The sequence below is a fragment of the Candidatus Thermoplasmatota archaeon genome (assembly GCA_035540375.1).
Taxonomy (GTDB): domain Archaea; phylum Thermoplasmatota; class SW-10-69-26; order JACQPN01; family JAJPHT01; genus DATLGO01.
Genome location: DATLGO010000014.1, coordinates 1 through 21057 on the forward strand (window position 1 = coordinate 1; position 21057 = coordinate 21057).

General features: G+C 68.2%; 22 protein-coding genes. 5 read left to right on the forward strand and 17 right to left on the reverse strand.

The window, feature by feature from the left end; translation table 11 throughout:
* From VM889_01505 to VM889_01515, 3 genes are all read right to left on the reverse strand, one after another.
* On the reverse strand, positions 1–165 hold a 165-nt coding region (locus tag VM889_01505), incomplete at its 3' end, for a 50S ribosomal protein L12 (protein HVL47212.1).
* Between the two features lie 45 nt (positions 166–210).
* Entirely contained in the window at positions 211–1215 is a 1005-nt protein-coding gene (locus tag VM889_01510) for a 50S ribosomal protein L10 (protein HVL47213.1), read from the reverse strand.
* A gap of 3 nt (positions 1216–1218) precedes the next feature.
* Positions 1219–1866 carry a 50S ribosomal protein L1 gene (locus tag VM889_01515; protein HVL47214.1) on the reverse strand — a complete coding sequence of 216 codons (648 nt, stop codon included), beginning with the start codon at positions 1864–1866 and terminating at the stop codon, positions 1219–1221.
* Positions 1867–2088: 222 nt separating this feature from the next.
* On the opposite strand from VM889_01515, the gene VM889_01520 reads away from it, so the two are divergent.
* Positions 2089–2538 (forward strand): DUF305 domain-containing protein, encoded by a 450-nt coding sequence (locus tag VM889_01520; GenBank protein HVL47215.1) that lies wholly within the window; start codon positions 2089–2091, stop codon positions 2536–2538.
* A 33-nt stretch (positions 2539–2571) separates the two neighbouring features.
* On the opposite strand, the gene VM889_01525 is transcribed toward VM889_01520, so the two are convergent.
* Positions 2572–3378 (reverse strand): hypothetical protein, encoded by an 807-nt coding sequence (locus VM889_01525; protein ID HVL47216.1) that lies wholly within the window; start codon positions 3376–3378, stop codon positions 2572–2574.
* A 276-nt stretch (positions 3379–3654) separates the two neighbouring features.
* Positions 3655–4788: a hypothetical protein gene (locus VM889_01530; GenBank protein ID HVL47217.1), complete on the reverse strand. Its 1134-nt coding sequence runs from the start codon at positions 4786–4788 to the stop codon at positions 3655–3657.
* A gap of 991 nt (positions 4789–5779) precedes the next feature.
* Between VM889_01530 and VM889_01535 the strand changes: the two genes are divergently transcribed.
* Positions 5780–7351 carry a hypothetical protein gene (locus tag VM889_01535; protein ID HVL47218.1) on the forward strand — a complete coding sequence of 524 codons (1572 nt, stop codon included), beginning with the start codon at positions 5780–5782 and terminating at the stop codon, positions 7349–7351.
* 98 nt (positions 7352–7449) lie between these two features.
* Here VM889_01535 and VM889_01540 read toward each other — a convergent pair whose 3' ends face one another.
* From VM889_01540 to VM889_01555, 4 genes are all read right to left on the reverse strand, one after another.
* Entirely contained in the window at positions 7450–7977 is a 528-nt protein-coding gene (locus VM889_01540; GenBank protein HVL47219.1) for an HD domain-containing protein, read from the reverse strand.
* Positions 7978–8680: 703 nt separating this feature from the next.
* Positions 8681–9550 (reverse strand): DUF6159 family protein, encoded by an 870-nt coding sequence (locus tag VM889_01545; protein ID HVL47220.1) that lies wholly within the window; start codon positions 9548–9550, stop codon positions 8681–8683.
* Positions 9551–9649: 99 nt separating this feature from the next.
* Positions 9650–10540: an MBL fold metallo-hydrolase gene (locus tag VM889_01550; protein HVL47221.1), complete on the reverse strand. Its 891-nt coding sequence runs from the start codon at positions 10538–10540 to the stop codon at positions 9650–9652.
* A gap of 411 nt (positions 10541–10951) precedes the next feature.
* Positions 10952–11407 carry a DUF4383 domain-containing protein gene (locus tag VM889_01555; protein HVL47222.1) on the reverse strand — a complete coding sequence of 152 codons (456 nt, stop codon included), beginning with the start codon at positions 11405–11407 and terminating at the stop codon, positions 10952–10954.
* 92 nt (positions 11408–11499) lie between these two features.
* Here VM889_01555 and VM889_01560 point away from each other — a divergent pair, with 92 nt between their 5' ends.
* Positions 11500–11724, forward strand: coding sequence for a hypothetical protein (locus tag VM889_01560; GenBank protein HVL47223.1), 225 nt, complete (start codon positions 11500–11502; stop codon positions 11722–11724).
* On the opposite strand, the gene VM889_01565 is transcribed toward VM889_01560, so the two are convergent.
* Positions 11706–14366, reverse strand: coding sequence for a DUF3656 domain-containing protein (locus VM889_01565; GenBank protein HVL47224.1), 2661 nt, complete (start codon positions 14364–14366; stop codon positions 11706–11708). The genes VM889_01560 and VM889_01565 overlap by 19 nt on opposite strands.
* A gap of 52 nt (positions 14367–14418) precedes the next feature.
* On the opposite strand from VM889_01565, the gene VM889_01570 reads away from it, so the two are divergent.
* Positions 14419–16245 carry a chloride channel protein gene (locus VM889_01570; GenBank protein ID HVL47225.1) on the forward strand — a complete coding sequence of 609 codons (1827 nt, stop codon included), beginning with the start codon at positions 14419–14421 and terminating at the stop codon, positions 16243–16245.
* Between the two features lie 15 nt (positions 16246–16260).
* On the opposite strand, the gene VM889_01575 is transcribed toward VM889_01570, so the two are convergent.
* The 6 genes from VM889_01575 to pth2 form a co-directional block, all read right to left on the reverse strand.
* Positions 16261–16449 carry a hypothetical protein gene (locus tag VM889_01575; protein HVL47226.1) on the reverse strand — a complete coding sequence of 63 codons (189 nt, stop codon included), beginning with the start codon at positions 16447–16449 and terminating at the stop codon, positions 16261–16263.
* A 94-nt stretch (positions 16450–16543) separates the two neighbouring features.
* Entirely contained in the window at positions 16544–16693 is a 150-nt protein-coding gene (locus VM889_01580) for a 50S ribosomal protein L40e (protein HVL47227.1), read from the reverse strand.
* Between the two features lie 74 nt (positions 16694–16767).
* Positions 16768–17256, reverse strand: coding sequence for a DUF1801 domain-containing protein (locus tag VM889_01585; protein ID HVL47228.1), 489 nt, complete (start codon positions 17254–17256; stop codon positions 16768–16770).
* Positions 17253–17627, reverse strand: a complete 375-nt coding sequence (locus VM889_01590) for a DUF1801 domain-containing protein (protein ID HVL47229.1) — start codon at positions 17625–17627, stop codon at positions 17253–17255. Before VM889_01590 ends, VM889_01585 begins: the two co-directional genes overlap by 4 nt.
* Before the next feature lie 154 nt (positions 17628–17781).
* The gene (locus VM889_01595; protein ID HVL47230.1) at positions 17782–18645 is read right to left on the reverse strand and encodes a hypothetical protein; all 864 of its coding nucleotides are present in this window, start codon (positions 18643–18645) and stop codon (positions 17782–17784) included.
* Between the two features lie 246 nt (positions 18646–18891).
* Positions 18892–19248 (reverse strand): peptidyl-tRNA hydrolase Pth2, encoded by a 357-nt coding sequence (gene pth2, locus VM889_01600; protein ID HVL47231.1) that lies wholly within the window; start codon positions 19246–19248, stop codon positions 18892–18894.
* An 83-nt stretch (positions 19249–19331) separates the two neighbouring features.
* On the opposite strand from pth2, the gene VM889_01605 reads away from it, so the two are divergent.
* Positions 19332–20534, forward strand: a complete 1203-nt coding sequence (locus VM889_01605; protein ID HVL47232.1) for an NAD(P)/FAD-dependent oxidoreductase — start codon at positions 19332–19334, stop codon at positions 20532–20534.
* On the opposite strand, the gene VM889_01610 is transcribed toward VM889_01605, so the two are convergent.
* Positions 20531–21057 (reverse strand): hypothetical protein (locus VM889_01610; protein HVL47233.1); only part of this gene is annotated, 527 nt, incomplete at its 5' end. The genes VM889_01605 and VM889_01610 overlap by 4 nt on opposite strands.

A 21057-nucleotide genomic window follows, 5' to 3' on the forward strand; every position in this document is an offset into this window, starting at 1 on the left:
CTTGATGGCCTCGTCGATGTTCACGCCGTCGAGGGCGGCGACGAGGGCCTTCACGCGGGCCTCGTTCGCCTCGACGCCGGCGGCCTTGAGGACCGCGGTGACGCCGGCCTCGTCGACCTTCTTGCCAGCCGAGTGCAGGAGCAGGGCGCTGTACACGTATTCCATTTTTTTCTACCTCCTAATCGTTACTTCTTCATCGGGGTTTGATCGTCAGCCGAAGAGCGCGCCCAAGCCGGCCATGGCCTCTTCCTCGGAGGCGCCCTTCTCTTCTTCCTTCTCTTCGTCCTTCTTCGCGCCGCCGGACGAGGCCGCAGGCGCCGCCGCGGCCGGAGCCGCGGACAGGGCCGCCTTGAGCTCGTCGTCCGCCGCCTCGGGCGCCTTGCGGGCGACCGCGAGCATCTCGCGGTACGCCTTCGCGACGACGAGGTCGATGACGCCCTTCTCGGGGAGCGCCGCCTCGACGCCGACCGCGAGCGCCTCGCGCTGCGCCTTGGCGATGAGGGGGACGATGGTCTGCTTCGTGGCCCAGCCGGCCTCGAGGGCGACGCCGAGGGCGCCGCGCGCGGCCGCGCCGAGTTCCGCGAGGATCGCGTCCTCGTCGACCGCGAGCACGTCGCGGCCGAAGACCGTGCCGTTCTCGTGGACGGCCTTGAGGTCCATGCCGACGATGAGCGGGAAGATCTCGAGGCGCGTGAGCATCGTCGCGACTTCCGGCTTGATCTTCTCGCCGGCCTTCACGAGGACCTTGTTCGCGGAGATGACGACCTTGCCGTTGTCGATCTTCGCGGGGATGCCCGCCTTCTGCAGGTCGCCGACGATCGGGCCGGGCTTGAACTGGGTCTCGCCCTTCTCGACCGCGATGTCGCTCGGGGCCGTCTCGCCGCCGCGGGCGGGGGCCTTCGTCTTCGACTGCTCGAGGCGCTTGTAGAGCTTGAAGGGGTTCATCTTCGTCGCGATGAGCGCCGTGGACCCGTTCATCGCGTCCGCGAGCTTCGCGGCGCCGGGCCGCTCCTTCTCGAGCTCCTTGAGCGCGATGCGCAGGAGCGTCGACTTCGCGATCTTGATGGTGGCGTCCGCGCGGAGGTTCTTCCGCATCGTCTGCATCTGCGCCGAGGGGATGCCGTCCACCTGGGCGACGCCGATGACGGGGTTCGCGCGGAGCATGTCGACGAGGCTCTTGACCTCGTCCTTCTTCCACTTCGCAACGTGAGCCATGGCCTACACCACCTTGACCTCATGGGCCGGGCCCATGGTGGTCTTCACGTAGATGCTTGCGATGTTGAACGTGCCGCGCTCGAGCTTCTTCGTCACGCGGTCGATCACGAGCGCCGCGTTGTCCGTGAGGTCGTCGACGGACATCGTCCGCACGCCGATCGGCGTGTGGAACGTGCGGCGGTCGCGGGAGCGGACACGCACCGTGTTCTTGAGCGCGTTCACGAGGCCCGCGGGGTCGGCCGCGGGCGGGATCGGGCGCGGCATCTTGCCGCGGGGACCGAGGACCGTACCGAGCGTGCGGCCGATCGTCGGCATGAGGGGCGCCTCGGCGACGAAGAACTGCACGTCGTTCGCGACCTTGCGCGCCTTGCGCTTGTCGCCCGCGAGCTCCTCGATCTGCTCGGGCATGACGACGAGGTCGGCGACGCTCCTGGCCTTGACCGCCAGTTCGCCGCCCGCGAAGACGGCCACCTTGGGGGTGCGGCCGCGGCCCTTCGGGAGCTGGATTTCCTCGTCGACGCGGTTCTTCGGGATCGACAGATCGACGTTCTTGAGGTTGAACGCGATCTCGACGCTCTCCGGGAACTTGCGTTCGGGCGCGGCTTCGAGGGCGGCCTTGATGGCGGCCGAGATGTCCTTGCGATCGACCATGGAATGCGAACCTCCGTAGTCCCGCGTCCAAAGAGCGCGTCGAGCCCTGCGAGAGGCTCTTCTACGGGAGCAGCGCGCCTATATCGGGGGGGTCATATGAAGGTTTCGGGGGCGGGATCGATGCGGGGCGCCGTGCGGCGCGACGCTCGATCCGAACCGCGCACGGCCGGATCGATCGCTGCGCCGCAACCCCTCTGCCCTGGAGAATCGGACCCGCTCTTCATGCCGACGGCGATGTACGGCCGCCTCGCGGCGAGCCTGGCCGCGAGCCTGGTCGTGATGTACTTCCTCGCGTTCTCGCAGATCGACCGTCCGGACCATTTCGACCTCAGCCTCAGCGTGTTCTGGATCTCGCTCTCCATGGTCGCCGCGATGGGCCTCATCATGCTCACGACGATGCGCCGCAGCTTCCCGGACCGCCGCCTGAATCTCGCCCTCTACGTCGCCTTCGGCCTGCTCCTCGTCGGCGCCTTCGCCGCCGGCCGCTTCGAGGCCGCCGTGGGCGACGAGGCCTTCCTCCGATCCATGATCCCGCACCACTCGCGCGCGATCCACATGTGCCAGGAGGCCGCGCTCACCGATCCGCAGATCGAGGACCTCTGCCGACGCATCATCGAGGCGCAGCGCGAGGAGATCGCGGAGATGGAGCGCATCATGGCGCGGCGAGGGTGATCACGACGCCCGAGGCGCGCGAAGGGTGGCCCCTCACGTGATGGGCGGCAGCGCCGAGGAGGGCGCCGGGACCGTCACGCCGGGCGGCATCGGGGCGTCGATCCAGATGGCCCCCAACCGATCCTCATGGCTCGGCCCCACGGCCACCGACGGCTTGAACACGTAGCGGCCCGCGTGTGGACTGGCGAATTGTTCGCTCGTCCACGACCCCTCAGGGGATTTGCAGAGACCTTCGGAACGATACTCGAAGCACGATTCGAAGCGTTCCCCCTGCGGACCTTCGACGTGATATTCGCCCGCCGCCGGAGTGAAGTCCCCAAAACCGAAGGTTCCGTAGATCCCGTGCTCGATCATGCTACTCAGGTGGCCGCCGACGGACGCCTGGTGGCTCGTCGGCCCCAGGACGAGGGTCGGGCTGCTCGCGACGGCGAGGGGGCCCGAAAAGGATTCGAGATCCGCGACATTCACGACGTCCGTCTCGTGGCGCCAGGCCACCACCGGGTTGGCGGACCCCACGACACGCTCTTCAATTGACCATCGGATCGGAACATGGCGGCTCGCAAACACATAGACGTCGTCGGTGGTTCGCGGCTCGCTCGCGAAAATGGTGATCGTCCTGCAGGCCTTCCAAACCGCGGCGTCCAGGACGATCGGCCCAGATTCGATGCTCTCGCCGGCCGAGCCCCTGACGAAAATCCGTGGTTCGACGCGTTCGTGTGACCCAAAGAGTTCACTCATGGCGAAAGCAGCAGTCAGTTCACCCGCCTCGACGCGATACTGCAGGAAGGACCAACCCCGCAGGCCTTCCGTCCAGTACTCGGGGGTCGTGCATATTCTCACAATGGTCCGTTCAGACTGCTCAGATTGAATCCGAAGGATCGTCGCCGCTTGGGTTTCCTCGCCCTACGATTCTTCGATGACCATGAAGCTCGATGGAGACGCGGAAGCGGTCGGACCCTGCGTGCAAACGAGAAGGATGATGGCAAGAAAGGATGCTGACGCTCGCTTCATGTGAATGGCCGATGCCATCGCCTCGTACGTCCATTTGTTGAAACATGAAGCTTTCCAAGCCATCAGGGTCCCTCCAGCCACTCTTGCTGCCATGGAGTCTCAACCTCATCTTGAATCTGGAATCCGGACGAGGCGCGCCTCATAACCGTCTTGGCCATACACCTCATGCAAAACGACCGGTTCTATAATATTGGATCTCGGCAACCAAGACCAAGTCGGCGCGCGCGCAACTTCCACGAGGCCGTCGTCTCGGAATTCCAAGATCGTATTCTTGAAGCTCTCCGATGTCGGATAATAGTTCATGATGAGCCGGCGGCCCATCGGCGACTCACTGAGCTGCGGCGTTGTCCAGTAGCTCAGATTCGTGGCCACGATGGATGTCTCCTGGCCATCCTGTGAAAACACGATGAGCTTGCCAGAGTCAGGTGGGGATAGGCAAGGAAGGGGGGTGAGGCAACTGCCGCCAACTTTCGGGAGGGCGGCAAAGACCCCCCATTTCAGATCCGCTCTTGTAACAATGAAATTGCAATCAAAGGATTCGACCCGGTTGCGTTCATAAAGTACATGCGAGCCAGCCGGAGACCAATCAATGACTTTTCCTAAATCGGAGTAGCAGACATGAGGCTGCCCGTCTTGATCGACCGAAACGTGGCCCATCGGCGAAGAATTCGCGATGTGAGTGCGCGCAAAGTCACCATTGGCTTCGGTGATCAGGGTGAGCCTGCCGCTCTGCTGGATCAAGGTATAGCTCGTGCCGTCGCCCCCGACAGCAAAGGACAGGACTCGAGTGCAGCAGCTCAAGCCGATGAGGTGGGAGGCTGTCGACCACACGCCATCCCCATTTTGCTTTATGACGACGATCGTTTGCGTCGATGTGAATCCTGAGGGCTCCGCGGGCTCATCGAGGACGATGAGAACGCGGTATTCGTCCCCCCGAGCTCCTACGAACAGGCCATTTCGCGACGAAACCGTTTGTTCGTGCTGCAATTGGTATATTGGTTCGTGGGAGCCGACCGACCCATTGTGGACTCGCACCAAGTAAATTGTATTCGCCGCGGGATAAAGCATCGAATAGGCGAGGACGATGTCTCGGCCATCGACGGCGTCGAGAGCGATCGCTTCGATGTACACCCCGTCATCTGGGTCGAAGATCGAGACCGATCCCACCGTTGAAAGTAGCATCGAAAGCCCGATCATAAGGCCCGCGAATATTCTCAATTTTTCACCCATCAGGATCACGGGGGAAGAATTTCCAAGAGATCTCGGAAATGGCAAACTTGAACCCAATCCCGGGCAGGGTCACCTTGAACAAAATCGCCCCCGATCGGATCGTATGCGTAACCCTCTTGAAGGAGTTCAACGTCCACGCACGTTCCACGCGCAACAGGTATCGCCATAATTTCCGGAAGCGATCCGGCAATCTGCAGTTCGCCCGCAGCAATTGCGCGACGACTGCATTGAGCGGCACTCACACTGTGATGGGCCACTGCTGAACCACCTGGTTCGCATCGCGCTACGACCTGTCCCTTCCACCCCATTGTCGTGCCTGTGCCTCGCACTGCCACGTAGCAGATGCCGGAAAGACAAGTCCCTGTCGGTTGGGCCACTGTCGTTCCCGTTTGATCGAATGGGAAAACCTGTTGTCCTCCGACTTCGAGGATGAGCCGACATGTATCGAGGCATGAATCGCCGTAGTGGCTCGTGACAGTTGACGCGAATGCATGGACACTCGGGGTCGTCGCATAACAGTATCCATGGAGGTACCCGTAAGTCCTGACGGTGCAGACGCCCTGTCCCGGGGTATGTACGTATCCCTCATCGTCCGAACATTCCCCGACTCCATTGCCCGGTCCCACGTAATGTGGGATGGTGCAGGAGACCACGATGTTCGAACATGTGGCGGTGATCACGAGGTCGCTCATCCACTCTCGCGACTCGGCTCGCACGCCGATAACGGCTCCAGGAAGGCAGACAAAAGTGCACATGAGTGTGTAATACCCATCTTCGTCGGGGGGCGTGTTCGTCTCTGCCGCCCGGCATTATGTTTTTTCGAGCTGATGGGTCGCGCGCGCCCCGTCGGGAAGAGCGATCGTGGTGGCAAAAACGGCCAGTGAAACGATCACAACTAGGAACCGCGTATTCACACGCCTCAAGGGCCTTCGGAGGATATAAATGTTGACCAGTCATCATCCGACCGAAAAAAAAACGGTCATGGCCCATCACGGCCCTGATGGCCGACTCCAACGAAAACCGAAAAATGGGCGTTCTCACGGTCGCAATGTTGCTGCTCACCCCGCTGACCCTTCTCCTCAACCCGGTCACCGGTTCCAGCTCAGCGTGCGTGCCGAATGGCGGAATCACGATTCCCACGAGTTGCACGTTCTCTTCAGGCGTGGCTGCGCCCGGCGTCTACGCCTACCAGTCCATCACGATCCCCGCGGGGGTCACGGTGACGGCGGATCTCGTCTTCGAACTCCATGGGGTGGAAGAGGTCATCGTCGAAGGTCGGATCGAAGCGACCCCCGGAACTGCCGTGACCGTGACATCGGATCATTTGATCTCGGTCGAAGGGGAAATCTGGGGCGGTCACGGACTCGCGGGAACGCCGAGCGCCCTCCCGACGCTCAGTCTGGGCGGTCGTGGCGGCGATGCGCCGCCGGTCATCCTGAATTCGCCGCGCGGCGTCATTGCAGTCGGTGGCGATGGAATCATCGCCTCGGGTGACGGTGGCTCCGGGGGGGACGCAACCGCGGTTGCGGAATTCGACGCTGGAATCGCGGATCCCGTCGCCGTGGGGGGGCCCGGCGGACGCGGCGGCGATCTCGTGCTTGACGCGCGATTCCTTTCGATGAACGGACTGCTCATTCTTGGAAACGGTGGCGCCGGGGGTTCGGCGCTCGCGCACGCCCGCGCTGGGTCGATCGCCGCGTACGGGCCTGGCGAGATCAGGGCCACCGGTGGAGAGGGGGGCGCCTCGGGGATTCTGAGCTTGCCGCCGGGGCACGTGCCGACTGTGCTGTTCGCGAATGGCAAGGCGTCGGGCGGAGCCGGTGGGGAGGGCGGCTCGGCTGCGGCCTGCGTCGGGATCTTTTCGAATCCGTGTGAGGGAGAGCCTGGGGACGATGCGCCGACCCAGTACGGAACAGGCGGATGCTCCTATCCGAGCTTCAGCCAGACTGGCCCGGGCCGCGATGCCTGCAAGGGGAAGGATGCGCGAGGCGAAGGCGGATCCGGCGGTCCTGGGGAGTTCATCGGAGGACGAGGGGGATCAGTGGATGCCGTCTACGGCGGGAATGGCGGCCGAGGCGAAGGCGGCGTGATAGCGTGCACCTCTTGTCGGACCGACGGCCGGCCGGCCGGATGGGGCGGACACGGGGGTAACGGCGGAATGGCGACAGGGCAAGGCGGGCAAGGTGGGGTTGGGGGCGTGCTCGGCGGAGCCGGAGGACCTGTCAACAGAGACGTCAAGGGAGGCATGGGAGGACGAGGCGGGGATGGTGGTGGCGGCCGATTCGGCAACGGTGACGGCTACACACGCTGCGACTCGGTCAACTTCTGTTATCGACCCCCGAACGACCCTTCCAACGTCTGCCTCTATCCTGGCGCCAAGGGCGAGAAGGGGTACGGAGGATGGGCTTGGGCCGCCGGCGGCCAAGGCGGCCGCGGGATCCTTGGCCTTCAGGTCGGTCTCAATGGCAACGTCCTGGGCAACGTGGTCACTGGTGCCGCTGGGAACGATGGAGAGGATGGACGACCGGAATCTCCGTGTGGCAGCTCGCCGGGCTACGTCCGTCGCCCGTAACAGGAAGAGGGTAAGCGTCGTCCCAGCCACGGCTCCGCGATGCCCCGTCATGCATGTCGCGAGCGCCCGGGGGCGGTAAGCAGCGGTTTCGCGACTCGTCACGGCCGCCGCGCCTCGAGCGCGAGCCCGAGCGCCACGAGGAACGGATGCTCGAGCTTCTTCATGCCCGATGCCCAGAACGCGTCGAGGTCGCCCGCAGCGCCGCCGCGCTCCTCCTGCCTGAGCGCCTGCGCGAGCATCTCGAGCGCGTCGAGCTGCTTCAGGATGCGGGCCTCCGGCGAATCCATGACCGCGAGGCCTTCGAGCGCCGCCGCCCGCGTGGGCCCGAGCGGCGCGAGCATCGCCGCGAGCGCCGCCTGCTCCCGCCGACGCTTCTCCAAGGGCGCGATCCCATCCGCCGGCGTGATGTCCCCCGTCCGCACCTCCGCGAGGTCGTGCAGCACCGCGAGCCGCGTCAGCCGGTCCGCGTCGACCCCCAGGTCCGGACCCAGGAGCGCCGCGAGCGCCGCGACGCCGTACGTGTGCTCCGCCACCGACTCCCGCGCCGCGCCGGCGACGCGCTTCCACCCCTCCCGGTCGACGTCCTTCAAGGAGACAACCTCGAGGACGAGGTCCGCGAGATTCATATCATGAAGAGGTCCCGCCCGATTCAAGGCGTTTGCCCTTTCCAGGCCGCGCGGGCGCGGCGGCAACACGTTTCGCGCGCCGGGGCCGGATGCCGGGTGCCGGGATTCGGGACCGGGTCCGGGAGCCGGGTGCCGGTTGCCGGGACCGGGTCCGGGCGCCGGGATTCGGGACCGGGTCCGGGCGCCGGGATTCGGGACCGGGTCCGGGAGCCGGGTGCCGGGATTCGGGACCGGGTCCGGGAGCCGGGTGCCGGGTGCCGGGACCGGGTCCGGGCGCCGGGATTCGGGACCGGGTCCGGGAGCCGGGTGCCGGGTCCGGGTCCGGGAGCCGGGTGCCGGGACCGGGTCCGGGCGTCGGGTCCGGGTCCGGGACCGGGACCGCGACCAGTGTTCGCGCCCGGGTCGCGGTTGGGCGGCGCGAGAGGCAGCCACGCGCGCCCCTCTACCGCTCACGCGAAAGGGGCTGTGAAACCCGAGCACCGTTCGAGAAAAAAACGCGGGTTGGGGTCGGGGGTCCAGGGGGCGGCAGCCCCCTGGTCCACGGGTGGAGCCGCGGCGTTACGCCGCCGCGGCGAGCACGAACCCGCAGGTTCGTGCGGAGTCCAGAGGAGGGGGCGGATAGCCCCCTCCTCTGGCACGGAGTCGCATGGGCCCGCAGGCCCATGCGACGGAGTGCCCGCTGAAGGCCCCGAACTCAACTGCGCTAGGCCCACGGCGCGATCCGGCCGCCCGCGGGCGTCGGGAGCGCGTCCTGGAACTGCTCCGGGAGCCGGCGGTCGCGGCTGTACTTGTAGAGCGCCGCGACGACGATGGTGTCGACCGCGCTGTTGGCCGCCGCGAGCAGGACCCAGTAGAGGACCGTCGCCGCGATGAGCGCGAGCGCGCCGGCGCCGCCGATCTGGAACGCGATCCACATCGGGATGAGGCCGAGGAGGCCGAGCCCGAGGAAGATGATGCTCGCGCTGAAGGAGGCCGCGAAGCCCTCGCCCCACATGCCCTTCCACGTGCGCGCGCTGGACTTGAGCGCGTCCATCGGGCCGACGTTCTCGTAGACGAGGACGGGGACCACGAAGAAGACCGCGATGTTCCAGGCCGCGCCCGCGATCCAGACGCCGATCTGGCCGACCATGCGCACGAGGTCGTTCTCGGCGCGGCGGGCGGCGCTCTCGAGCATCTTGAGGATGAGGCCGACCGTGGCCGCAACAAGCGCCCACTGGAGGATGCGCGTCTTGCGGGACCACGCCTTGCGGAGGCCGTCCTTGAGGACGGGGTCGCCGCCGTTGAAGCGGATCATCGCGCACTCGACGACCGCGGCGTTGAAGAAGATGATGATGAAGTAGCTCGCGAGGTAGATCGCGAACAGGAACGCGAGGCCGAGGTACTGCGCGGCCGGGTCGCCCGCCGCGAGCGCTCCGAGGGGGAGCGTGAAGAGACCGACGCCGAGGATGCTGAGCGTCACGAGGACGAGGAGCGCGCCCGACATGAGCGGGAGCGCGAGGATCTCCTTGTCGGATTTCAGGACTTTGAAGCTGGCCTTGGTGATCTGCCAGCCACGCGAAAAGCTCTCGAACATGGCTTACGACACCTACGGGCGCCCCCATTCCGGGGTGCCTATTTCAGGCTATCGAGGAAGCGGAGAAGCCTCCTTTTCAATCTATTCCCCAGGACCGGTTCAGTCCTCGCGGACATAGCGCCCGTCCTGCCGGGCCCGAACGATCTGGCGTTCCAGGAGGCGCGCCAGATGCTTCTCGATCATGATGCGCTCGTGGTAGCGATCGATCGCGGCCTCCGAGGGCCGCCCCGTGATCGCGGCCTTCCGCACGAGCTCGTCGAGCGCGTGCGGCGTCGCAAGGAGCGAGGTGAGCTTGTCGTCGCGCCGGTCGATGGCCTCGCGCCACGACCGGAGCGCCGGTCGGATGCCGCGCCGCCTCGGCTCGCCGCGCGTCGGAACCCACACCGCGACGTCGATCTCGAGTAGCCGCTCAAGCGTCTGCTCGTAGGCCTCGAGGTCGATGTCGGGCCATCCGTACCACGGCCCTTCGTCCGCGAGATCGAAGGGGCCCGCGAAGAGGATGTGCCGCTTCGGATCGAGGAGGAGGGTCGTTCCCGGCGACGGCCCCGCGGCCGGGACGAAGCTCCATTCGCTCGACTGCAGCGCGAGAAGGCCGCCGGGGCGGTACGTCTTCGCGTACCGCGCGGGCCTGTATCGAGCGTGCTCGAGGTGCTTGCGCACGACGGCGCGGTCCGCGGCCGCGACGCCGCGCGTGTCCATGAAGTGGTCTTCGCTCAGGAGCGCGCGGGCCTCGGCGCGCGGCGCCCACACCGTCCTGAAATCGGCCGCCCCGAGCATCTGCGGAAGCCCGCACGAGGTCAGGATGCAGACGTCCACGTGCGGCGCGAGCTGCGCCCGCGTCTCGGGCAGCATCCCCGCGTCCACCAGCACCGTGTCGCCGTCCGCGATGAGAAGGCCGGCCCCGCTGAAGCGGCCCGCCGGCGCCGGCACCACCGCCACGCCGTCCGCCACCCACGTCAGCGACTTCTCGACGCTCTCCGGCAGGCCCACGCCCCGACAACGGCCGGCCCGACATTAGCGCTTTTCGAGAGGTGCGGGGCCGGGCCCCGGGCGTCGGGCGTGGGACCGGGTTTCGGGCGCCGGGTCGGGGCGTCGGGACCGGGACCGGGACCTCAGCCGGTGTTCGCGCCCGGGTCCCAAGGTTGGGCGTCGCTGAAGGCAGCCCCGCAGGCCCCCGCGCCGCACGCGAAGGGCGCGCGTAAGGTCACGTTGTTTCGAGAACAGACGCGGGTCCGGACGGGGGTCCAGGGGCGGAGCCCCTGGCGCTGAGGGTAAAGTCCAGAGGAGGGGCGCGCGAGGCGCCCCTCCTCTGGCACGGAGTGGCGCGCGCCGAAGGTCCCGCCGCAGCGGGACCTTCGGTGTGAAACGCGCGCCACGGAGTGCACCGCTGAAAGCCCCGAACTAAACCGTCCGCATCGCCCCGCGTCCCGAAGGCTCGCGCACCCCGAAGCCGACGCCCGCGAGGGCGACGCCGAGGAGCGTGTGGAGCAGGTTGTCCGCGTGGGGGATCGCGTCCGCGGTCGTGTTCAGGAGCGTCGGAACGAGGATGCCCGCGAAGCCGAGGATCGCGACGAGCAGGTAGACCACGCCCAGGATCTGGTTCGTGACCCGCGCGTAGGTTCCGCCGTCGATGAACCCGGCCGCGAGGAGGATCGCGCCTGTGGCGAGGTGGACGATGTTGTGGAGCACGTTCACGCCGAAGATGATGAGCGTGGGGTTGAATTGCGGCAGGAAGCCGAGGATGCCTACGAGGACGAGGACCGCCCCGACGATCTTCGCGAGCAGCACGTTGGGTGTGTTGACGGTGGCCGTTGCCATGATGATCCCTGTGACCGCCGTGGCCACGGCGTCCGTCATGCTTGTAGGGCGCGGCCCACCGTGCGGGATGGCTCCTTCAGGCCTCAAGGAAGTGGACAAACCGTGAAGACCCGCCCGCGCCTTGGGTGCCCGTGGCGGTCGGCCTCACGCAGGACCAGATCCTCGCGCTCCTCGCCGCATACCTGCTCGCCTTCGCGCTCCCGGCGTTTCTCTTCAATCGACGCCTCGCGCGCGCAGGCGAGCCGCACAGATGGGCCTGGACGTTCCTTGTGCTCGTCCTCAGCGTGTTCGGGATGTACGAGTATCGCAAGCACAAGAAGATCGAGGCGAAGCGCGCTCAGAGCGGTCCGCGGTAGAAGTGGCCCGTCGTGAAGCCGTCCGGGCACGCGTCCGCGACGCGCTTCCAGAGCGACGGGTCGAGCGCCCACCCCGCGGGGTCGGCGCGATACGAGGCGAGCGCTTCGAGGTACGCGCCCGTCTGCGCGGCGACGGCCTCGGGGCGCGATCCGATGGTCTCGATCCGCAGCACGTCGAGGCCGGCGCGCGCGAGGTCCGGAATGCGGTCGAGCATCGCGAGCTCGACCGAGTTGAGGATGTACATGCGACACGCGCCGTCCGTCTCGAGCGGGAAGCGCTTGCCGAGGCGGTCCTCGAGCCGGTACTTCTTGTCGTGACACGGCGCCCACGTCCCGCCCGGCATCTGGCACGCCTCCGCGTGGCCGATGGAGCAGTATTCGCTCGTCATGAGCGTGAGTCGTCCGTGCACGAGCGCTTCAAGGCGCTCGGGAGTGTGGCGAGCGACGTCGGCCATCTGCGCGAGCGTCATCTCGGGCGAAAGCGTGAGACGCTCCGCGCCGTGCGCGCGCAAGTAATCCACGGTGACCGAGTTGTAGACGTTGAGCATCCAGTCGCCGACGACGCGTCGGCCGAGCGAGCGCGCGACGTGGAACGCGCCATGGTTGCCCGCGAGCACGCCGACGCCGGGCATCGCCTGGAGCGCCTTCTCGAACGCGGCGACCTCGACGTCCTTCTGGATCATGCCGCTTGCGAGCCAAAGCTCCGCGCCCGCGTCGCGGGCGAGCGCCATCGCCTCCGCGACGGCCTCGTCGTCCCAGCGCGGCTGGAGGCCCCCGACCTTGAGGCCGCTGAAGTAGACGACCTTCGCGCCCGCGCCGATCGCGGCGCGGACGTTGTCGAGCGTCCAGCAGTTGACGGCGAGCGTCGGCGCCGTCGCCGCGCGCTCGACCGTCGGGAAGGCGAGGAAACGCGAGGCTCGCTCCGCGAAGTCCGAAAGTGGCGCGCGATGGTAGTGCTCGGCGATCGCGCGCTCGAGCTTCTCGGCCGCCGCGCGCCGGGCGTCGTTCAGCATGCGGATCGGCGCGAAGGCGGCCCCTTCGATCGTAACGTCCACCCGCGCCGCCTCGAACGGCGTGTCGCCGAGCTTCTCGAGCTGCTCGCGGGCGGCGGCCGGAGTGAGCGGCGCCCGGCGCGCCTCGGCGACCACGTAATCATGCGCGTGCTCGGCCTCGAAGCCGCGCGTCGTGTCCTTCAGGCGCACGCGGAGGGGCTCCCCGACCTTGAGCGTCGCCGAAACCTCGACGGGGACGCGCCGCTGCGGCGTCGCGTAGGATCTGCGCGCGGCTTCGAGCGTCTCGAAATCGGCGGTCTTGTACACGGGATCGCCCGGGCTTGCGTGCGCGCGGCCGCGCAGCGTCACGGTCTCCCCCGCGTGCGCCTCGCCGAGCCATCGCCCGGAGGCGTTCAGGATCTGGTGGACCTGGAAGCCGTACTCCTCGGGCGCGCCGCCCGCGTGCCCGTCGCGTTCCCACGACTCGGCGAGGTGGATGATCTCGACGCCGTCCTTTACCCGCAGGGTGTCGCGGAGCTTCACCATCACCCAGCCGTCGCCCGCCTGGACGACCTCGCCGAGCGGCGTCCCCTTGTTGCCCGCGGTGTCCCACGTCGTGTAGTTCCACTTGTCCTTCGCGTCCACCCAGGCCTTCGTGAAGTCGCGGTTGAAGACCTTGAGCACGGCCGACTTCTCGGACTCGGTGACGTGGAAGTTGCCCGCGTAGTGGCGGTCGATCGCCTGGCGGTAAGCGCGCGTCACGATCGCCACGTATTCGGGGCGCTTCATGCGGCCCTCGATCTTGAACGACATCACGCCCGACTCGATCATGCGCGGAACGTGCTCGAGATCGTTCATGTCCTTCGAGGAGAGGACGTGCTTGGCCCGCACGTGCTCGAGGGGGCGGTACATCTCGGTCACGAGCCCGTCCTCGCCGCGCGCGGGCGGAGGCGGCGGCGCCTTGCCGTCGGCGTTCGCGGCCTCCATCGTGAAGGGGAGGCGGCACGTGTAGGCGCACGCGCCCCGGTTGCCCGAGCGCTCGCCGATCACGGAGGACATGAGGCATTGGCCGGAGTAGCAGTAGCACATCGCGCCGTGCGCGAAATGCTCGAGCTCCGCCTTCGTGCGCTCGCGCATCTTCGCGATCTCCTTGAGCGAGTTCTCTCGCGCGAGGATCACGCGCTCCGCCCCCAGGTCCTCGAGGAAGCGGATGCCGTCCGAGTTGTGGACGGTCGCCTGCGTCGAGATGTGGATGGGGAAATCCGGGCACAGGTCGCGCACGGCCTTCATGATGCCGAGGTCCTGGATGATGAGCGCGTCGACGCCCATCTCCCGCGCGCGTCCGATGAACGCGACGGCCTCGGGGAATTCGTGGTTGAAGACGAGCGTGTTGAACGTGAGGAAGACCTTCACGCCGCGGACGTGCGCGTAGTCGCAGGCCCGCGCCAGCTCGTCGTCCGTGAAGTTCGCGGCGAACTTGCGCGCGTTGAACGCCGTGCCGCCCAGATACACCGCGTCCGCGCCGTTCTCCACCGCGGCGACGAGCGCCTCGAAGGAGCCCGCGGGCGCGAGCAGCTCGGCGCGTCCCCCGGGGGCGACGCCCGGCCGCAGGGGCACGCGGAACGTCGTCGCGACCCGGGCCGGGGGCATCGACGTTCGAGGCGGCCGTCTGGTATAAGAAGCTTCGTTTCATTCGGAATGCGTGGCGGTCGCCCTCGGAGGAGGACGTGTCCTGGAGGAGGAAGGCGGTGTTCCTTCCGTCATCGAAGGCCTCCAGATCGCGTTCCTCGCGGGCGTCGTGGGCGTCGTGTCCGGTCTCCTCGCGGTCGCGGTGCGGCGGATCATCGACCTTTTCACGAACCTGTTCTTCTTCCAGCGCTTCTCGTACGACTTCGTGAGCCCGGCCGACGCCGTGCCTGAGCTCGGCCCGCGCGTCATCCTCGTTCCGGCGCTCGGGGGCCTCATCATCGCCGTCTTCGTTTGGCTCCTCACGCGGGACAAGAAGGTCCGCGGCACGAGCGAGGTCATGGAGGCCTCCGTCTTCGGCGGCGGCAAGGTGGACTCCTGGCGCACGTCCGTCCACGCGATCGCGACGTGCATCGGCCTCGGCGCGGGAGGATCGGCGGGACGGGAGGGGGCGATCGTGCAGCTCGCCTCCGGCGCGGGCTCCGCGGTCGGAAACCTCCTGAGCTTCTCGGTCGTGCACCGCCGCATCCTCCTCGGCGCGGGCGCCGCCGGGGCGATCAGCGCCACGTTCAACACGCCGATCGCGGGGCTCGTGTTCGCGGTCGAGGTCATCCTGCTCGAGCTCCGCGCGCGCTCCTTCGTGCCCCTCGCGGTCGGCTCGGTGTTCGCCTCGGTCACGGGCCGCGCCTTCCTCGGCGACGAGCCGAGCTTCCCCGTCCCGGCGTACCGCCTCGTCTCCCCGTACGAGCTCGCGATCTACCTCGCCCTCGGCATCGTCGCGGGCCTCATCAGCGTCCTGTTCCTGCGCGCGGTCGACTCGACCGAGGGCCTCTTCGGGCGACTCGACATGCCGTTCTGGATGAAGCCCGTCGTCGGCGGCGTCGTCGTCGGCGTTACGGGACTCATCGTGCCGCTTTCGCTCGGCGTCGGGTACGAGGCCGTCGCCGCGGCCCTCCACGGCGAGATCGCGATCCTCTTCCTGATCATCCTGCTCGTCGCGAAGCTCGTTGCATACACCTTCACGCAAGGGTCGGGGGGAGCGTCAGGCGCGTTCAGTCCGTCGCTTTTCATCGGCGCGATGCTCGGCGGCGCGTTCGGTCTCGCGGCGCAGCGCTTCTTCCCGGAGCTCACGGGTCCCGCGGGGGCGTACGCGCTCGTCGGCATGGCCGCGTTCTACGGCGCGACCGCGCGCGCGACGTTCACGGCGATCGTGATGCTCTTCGAGATGACGCGCAACTACGACATCATCCTCCCGCTCATCCTCGCGTGCGTCGCGGCGGATCTCCTCGCGCGCGCCTTCTACCCGGATTCCGTGTACACCTCGAAGCTCTCGAAGAAGGGGTTGCCGTTCGAGTTCGACATCGGCGTCAACATCCTCGACACGACGACCGTGCGCGAGGTCATGTCCACGCCCGTCGATACGGTGCGCCCGGAGATGACGATCAAGGAGGTCGTCGAGCGGACCCTCCGCACAGGCCACCAGGGCTTCCCCGTCCTCGACGAGCGCGGCGCGCTCGTGGGCCTCATCACGTCGAACGACCTGCGCCACAAGGTCGGCCCGGGGGACCTGGAGCGGAAGGTGGGCGACGTGATGACGACGAAGCTCGTCGTCGCGCATCCGGACGAGATCCTGCACAGCGCGCTCACCAAGATGGTGCGCGGCGGCTTCGGCCACCTGCCCGTCGTGAAGCGCGACAACCCGACGTGGCTCGTGGGCTTCCTCACGCGGAGCGACGTGATGAACGTCGAGAAGCGCAAGCTCGAGGAGGAGCTCATGCCGCTCGAGGCGAAGATCTACCGCCTCGGCGGTCCCGAGCCCTTCGATCGCAAGCGCGAGAAGTGAGGCCGTCCGACCGGCTCAGGTCCAGTCCCGGGGGGTCCCCTCGAGAATCCGGCGCCGGTAATATTGCGAAAGGAGCGCGACCGCCCCCTCGTCGAGCCGGCCGCGCACGTCGCGGGCGCAAGGCAGGCACAGGACGCCCTCCGGCGTGGGGGGCGCTCGTTCCGGGTCGGCGCAGCGACGGCAGCCGGAGAGGGTCGGACGCAACGCGGCCCCCGCGCGCTCGGACGGGATAAGCGTTGCTGAGCAAAGCACGAGAACGAAGATGGAAGGGCCCCGCGCGGGGCCCGCCGACGGGCGCCTACACGCCGCGGCCTTCGAGCGCCTTCACGCGGAGCTGCTTGCAGAGGCACTTCCTGCAGCGCGTCGACCGCATGGGGTTCCGCGCGTAGCAGTTCATGCAGATTTTCTTGCGGAGGAGGCGGGCTTCCGCCTCGGGAAAGCGACCCATGAGAGCACCTTGGGGAGTGGGCACAGGGCGGGAGACCTATTTATACGTTCCCGGCGGCCCGGTCGCTTCCGGCGTCAGGGAATCCATCCCGGGAGCGCCGCCGCCTGCCTCACCCAGCGGGCGACCTGCGTCTCGTCGAGCGCCCCCTCGTGGATGTCGTGGTACCGCACCTCGGGGTGCTTGCTTCCTTTCGCGGGCATCGGGTCGAGGGAAGTCCCCTTGAAGAACGTCATTTGGACATACCGCGCATAGACATGGAACGCGAAAAAGAACCCTCGGCCTTCGACGCCGTAGAACGGCGTGTTCCACTTCACCGCCTTGCGCACGTCGGGGACGTTCGCTTCGACGATGGCGTCGAGGCGTTCCCCGACGGCGCGCTTCCACCCCGGCATGGCCCGGATGTAGGCTTGTACCGGCGCGTCGCCGTCGCCTTTCGAGATCTGCGGGTTGCCGCCCGAAAGAAGGACGACCTTCTTCGCCTTCGCCGCAGGCCGTGCTTTCCGCGTCCGCGCCGGCGTCTTCGCCTTGGTCGCACGTCGCGGCTCTTTCGCCAGGCGCGTCACCCCGATTTGAGCGCCCGCGTGCGCCGGTTCTCGGCCACGGCCGCCCGGACGAGCGCCTTGAAGGCCTCCGCGTCGAGCGCTTCGCCTTCCCGGAGGTCGATCGCCCGTCGCGTGCCGCCGCCGAACCCGGCGTTGAAGAGCTTCGACGGGTCGTCGAGCGCCGCGCCGCGCGCGAACGTGATCTTCACCTTGTCCTTGTACGCCTCGCCCATCGCGAGGATCCCGTCGCGCGACCAGACGGGGACGCCCGCCGGGTTCGTGGGCTTGCGCCACTTGATCTCCTCGACAACGTCGGGTTCGGCTTCGCGGACGAGGCGTCGCGCCCGCGCGAGGGTCTCGCCGCGCCAGTCGTTGTGGGCGCGGAGCCACACGTCGACGTCGCGCGCGCCGTCCCCGGATGAAGCCTTCGCGCTTGCGGACCTCGCGTTCGCCCTCTCTTTCGGGGACTTGGGCGCCCGCCGGGCGGGGCGCTTGGCCTTTCCGGGCATGCCCCGGAGACCCGACTCGGCCCGCTTCAAGCTGCCGTCAGCAGATGTCGCGGTCGAGCGCGAGCCCGAGGAGCACGTCGTCCTCGTCGAAGTCCACGAGCGTGCGGAGGTCGTCGCTCGTCTCGAGCGTCCGCGAGATGCGGCCCGGGAGCTGGTCGAGCACGTCGAACCCGTTGCGGTCGAGGGCGAGCGCGAGGAGCACGTCGTCGCGGTCGAGGTCTACCCGCTGGGTGACGCGTTGCGAGAGGTCGCGGTCGAATCCGCGCGTCGCGAGGCCGCAGTCGCCGAAGCCCGAACCGAGCCCGATGCCGCCGAGCCGCGAGGATCGCGGAATCAGGACGTCGAGGTCGCGCTCGCCGAACGCGAGGAGCGCGAACACGTCCCCCTCGTCGAGGTCGACGTCGCGGAAGCGGTCGTCGCGCGCCACGATGGAGGCCGACCCGCTCGCGACGAGCGGGATGTCGAGGAAGCTGTTGGCCGTATCGAAGAGGCTCCGGGTCGCGCGGCCCGGCCCGAGCGCGAGGGCGAGGAGCACCGTGTCGCGGTCGAAGTCGATGTCGCGATCGAAAGAGAGGAACGAATCGCGCGAGGCGCGCGTCCGCGTGCTGTGGCCGTCGTCGTCGAAGAGCGACCCGCCGCGGCGGTCGTCGCCCGACTTCCTCGAATCGGACTTCGCGTCCTTGCTGGAATCGGACGTCTTGCTGTCGGACGTCTTCTTCGCGTCGGTTTTCTTCGGGTCCTTCTTGAAATCGGACTTCTTGTCATCCTGCTTCTCGACCGACTTGGAATCCTTCTTCGCGTCCCCGTCGGACTTGGACTTTTTCGAGTCTCCGCCCTTCTTTCCCGCGTCCTTGCCTCCATCGCCTTCCGCGAAGGCGACGGGAAAGACCGAGAGGACCATGATGGAGGCGATCGCAAGGGCGACGATCGCCGCGTGGCGTCGCTTCAGTTGGGCGTCCCCCTTCCATCATCGTTCAGGTTGGCCCGACCGTTCACCCTTCTGGTTCGAAGCTCAACCGGGCCGTCCGCCGCGGCTGCCCGCTCCGCGCCCCCAGGGGCCGCCGGGCGCGCCCCGCGCCCGCATTCCTCGTTCGCAGGTCGAAAAAGGGTCGCTTCGCCGCGCGCCTGCTCCGTCAAGGCTCGAACATCAATAGAGTCCGCAGGCGCCCGTGACCGCGTCGACGTCGCGCGCGTCGCCCGGGCCCACGCCGAGGACGGTGACGGTGCCGGGCTCGAGTTCCGTGTGGCCCGCGTCCGCGATGAGGGCCGTCGTGAGGCCGCGCCGCTCGGCCTCGAGCTTGAGGCGGTACAGGTCCTCGAGGCCCTGCGCCTTGACGACCACCTTCTTCTGGCCCTCCGCGTGCCACGCCTGGAACACCTTCGGCTGGTGCTTTTGCGCCTTGAGGGCGCAGTCGACGGAGGCGTGCCCCACCTGCGCCGCGAGCTTGCCCGGGCTGAGCTTGAGGTCCTTGCGGGCCACCACGACGAGCTTCATCTCGGGCATGCCGGGCCGGGAAAGCGCGGCCTTGCTCCTGAAGGTTCCCTTCGCGCGCAAGCTATTTGCCGGACCGTTCGCCTCCCGGCGCGATGAAGGACGTCCTCGTCGTCGGCGGCGGGCCCGTCGGCGGCCAGACGGCGCGGCTCCTCGCGGCGCGCGGACTCGACGTGACGCTCGTCGAGGAGCACGACCGCGTGGGCGACCCGGTCCAGTGCGCGGGCCTCTTCACGCCGCGCATCTTCGACCTCGTCGACTTCCCCCTGTCGCGCGTCCACTGGAACGACATCCGCGGCGCGAACATCCACAGCCCGTCGGGCCGGACGCTCACGCTCGACGGCGGGAAGACCATGGCCGTCGCGATCGACCGGGGCGAGTTCGACCGGCAGTGCGTCCTCTCCGCGGAGCGCTCGGGCGCGGAAGTCGTTCTCGGGACGAAGGCCGTCGCCGCGCGCCGCGAGAACGGGCACGTCGCCGTGACGCTGCGGGACGACGCCGGCGAACGCGTCGTACGGACGAAGCTCCTCGTCGGCGCGGACGGCGTCCAGAGCCAGGTCGCGAAGTGGTTCGACCTCCCGCGCGCGAAGGAGGTCATCCCCTGCCACGGCGCGGAGGTCGAGGGGCTTTCGCTCACGCCGACGCACGTCGAGATGTTCGTGGGCGAGAAGCAGGCTCCGGGTTTCTTCTCGTGGATGATCCCCACGAATCCCGAGGGGACGAAGGGCAAGGTCGAGGTCGGCGTCTCGATCAAGGCGCCCCTTCCCGCGAAGGCGTACTACGACCGCATGTTCGAGGACCCGATCTCCGCGCGCTTCATGGACAACCCGAAGGCGTGCTGGACGATCACGGGCTGCATCCCGGTCGGCACGACGAAGGCCACGACGGCCGACGGCGTGATGCTCGTCGGCGACGCGGCCGCGCAGACGAAGCCCACGTCGGGCGGCGGCGTGTACACCGGTCTCAAGTGCGCGGGCCACCTCGCCGACGTCGCGGCGGAGGCGCTCGAATACGGCGAGACGTCCGCCGCGGTGCTCGCGCGCTACCACGAACGGTGGATGGACGACATCGGCCGCGAGCTCAAGGTCGGCTGGCGCCTGCGCCGCGCGTTCATGCACCTCACCGACGCGCAGGTGGAGGAGCTGTTCCGCGTCATGGACGACAAGGAGCTCCTCGCCACCGTGAACGCGCTCGGGGACATCGACTACCCGTCGCGCCTCGCGAAGGAGATGCTCAAGAAGGCGCCGCAGCTCTTTCGATTCTCGGGCCCCGTCGTGAAGAGCCTTTTCGACGACTAGGCAGCCGCCGCGGTCGCGGGCCTCGCGAGTTTCCATGCGCCCCAGCACGAAGCTGCGACCGCGAGCGCGAGCAGCGGCGCGAACGCGGGCGACGCGAGCACGTCCGGCATCGCGGAGGCCGCGACCGCAAGCGCGAGCGCCGTGAGCCCTCCTTGCACGAACCACGCGCTCGCGATCTCGCGCGGCGCCTCGCCCGCGCCCGGCGGGAGGCCCGCGCGGCGCGCGACGAGGGCGGTGGCGGCCGCGTGCGCGGCGAGGGCCGCGGCGACGTAACCGAGGAACGCGACGGCGTGGCCGAGGAGGCCCGCGCCCGCGACGATACCCGCGCCGCCGACGGCGAGGACGAGGAGGCCCGCGGCGCCGAGCGTGCGCGCGTGCGCGGCGACGCGGAGGTTCAGCGCGAGGGCCGGGAGGGGCCGGCCGCGCGCGAGGGCCGCGCGCACCTCGAGCCACGTCGCGAGCCCGTCGAGCAGGATGACGCCGAGCGCGAGGACGACGGCGAAGCCCCAGAAGGGTTCCCAGG

Coding starts and splice junctions, on each gene's coding strand:
- pth2 (HVL47231.1), bottom strand. CDS start 19,248: ATGCCCGAGATGAAGCTCGTCGTGGTGGCCCGCAAGGACCTCAAGCTC.
- VM889_01595 (HVL47230.1), bottom strand. CDS start 18,645: ATGGTCCTCTCGGTCTTTCCCGTCGCCTTCGCGGAAGGCGATGGAGGC.
- VM889_01555 (HVL47222.1), bottom strand. CDS start 11,407: ATGACGGACGCCGTGGCCACGGCGGTCACAGGGATCATCATGGCAACG.
- VM889_01535 (HVL47218.1), top strand. CDS start 5,780: ATGGCCGACTCCAACGAAAACCGAAAAATGGGCGTTCTCACGGTCGCA.
- VM889_01580 (HVL47227.1), bottom strand. CDS start 16,693: ATGGGTCGCTTTCCCGAGGCGGAAGCCCGCCTCCTCCGCAAGAAAATC.
- VM889_01510 (HVL47213.1), bottom strand. CDS start 1,215: ATGGCTCACGTTGCGAAGTGGAAGAAGGACGAGGTCAAGAGCCTCGTC.
- VM889_01545 (HVL47220.1), bottom strand. CDS start 9,550: ATGTTCGAGAGCTTTTCGCGTGGCTGGCAGATCACCAAGGCCAGCTTC.
- VM889_01540 (HVL47219.1), bottom strand. CDS start 7,977: ATGAATCTCGCGGACCTCGTCCTCGAGGTTGTCTCCTTGAAGGACGTC.
- VM889_01515 (HVL47214.1), bottom strand. CDS start 1,866: ATGGTCGATCGCAAGGACATCTCGGCCGCCATCAAGGCCGCCCTCGAA.
- VM889_01565 (HVL47224.1), bottom strand. CDS start 14,366: ATGCCCCCGGCCCGGGTCGCGACGACGTTCCGCGTGCCCCTGCGGCCG.
- VM889_01605 (HVL47232.1), top strand. CDS start 19,332: ATGAAGGACGTCCTCGTCGTCGGCGGCGGGCCCGTCGGCGGCCAGACG.
- VM889_01520 (HVL47215.1), top strand. CDS start 2,089: ATGCCGACGGCGATGTACGGCCGCCTCGCGGCGAGCCTGGCCGCGAGC.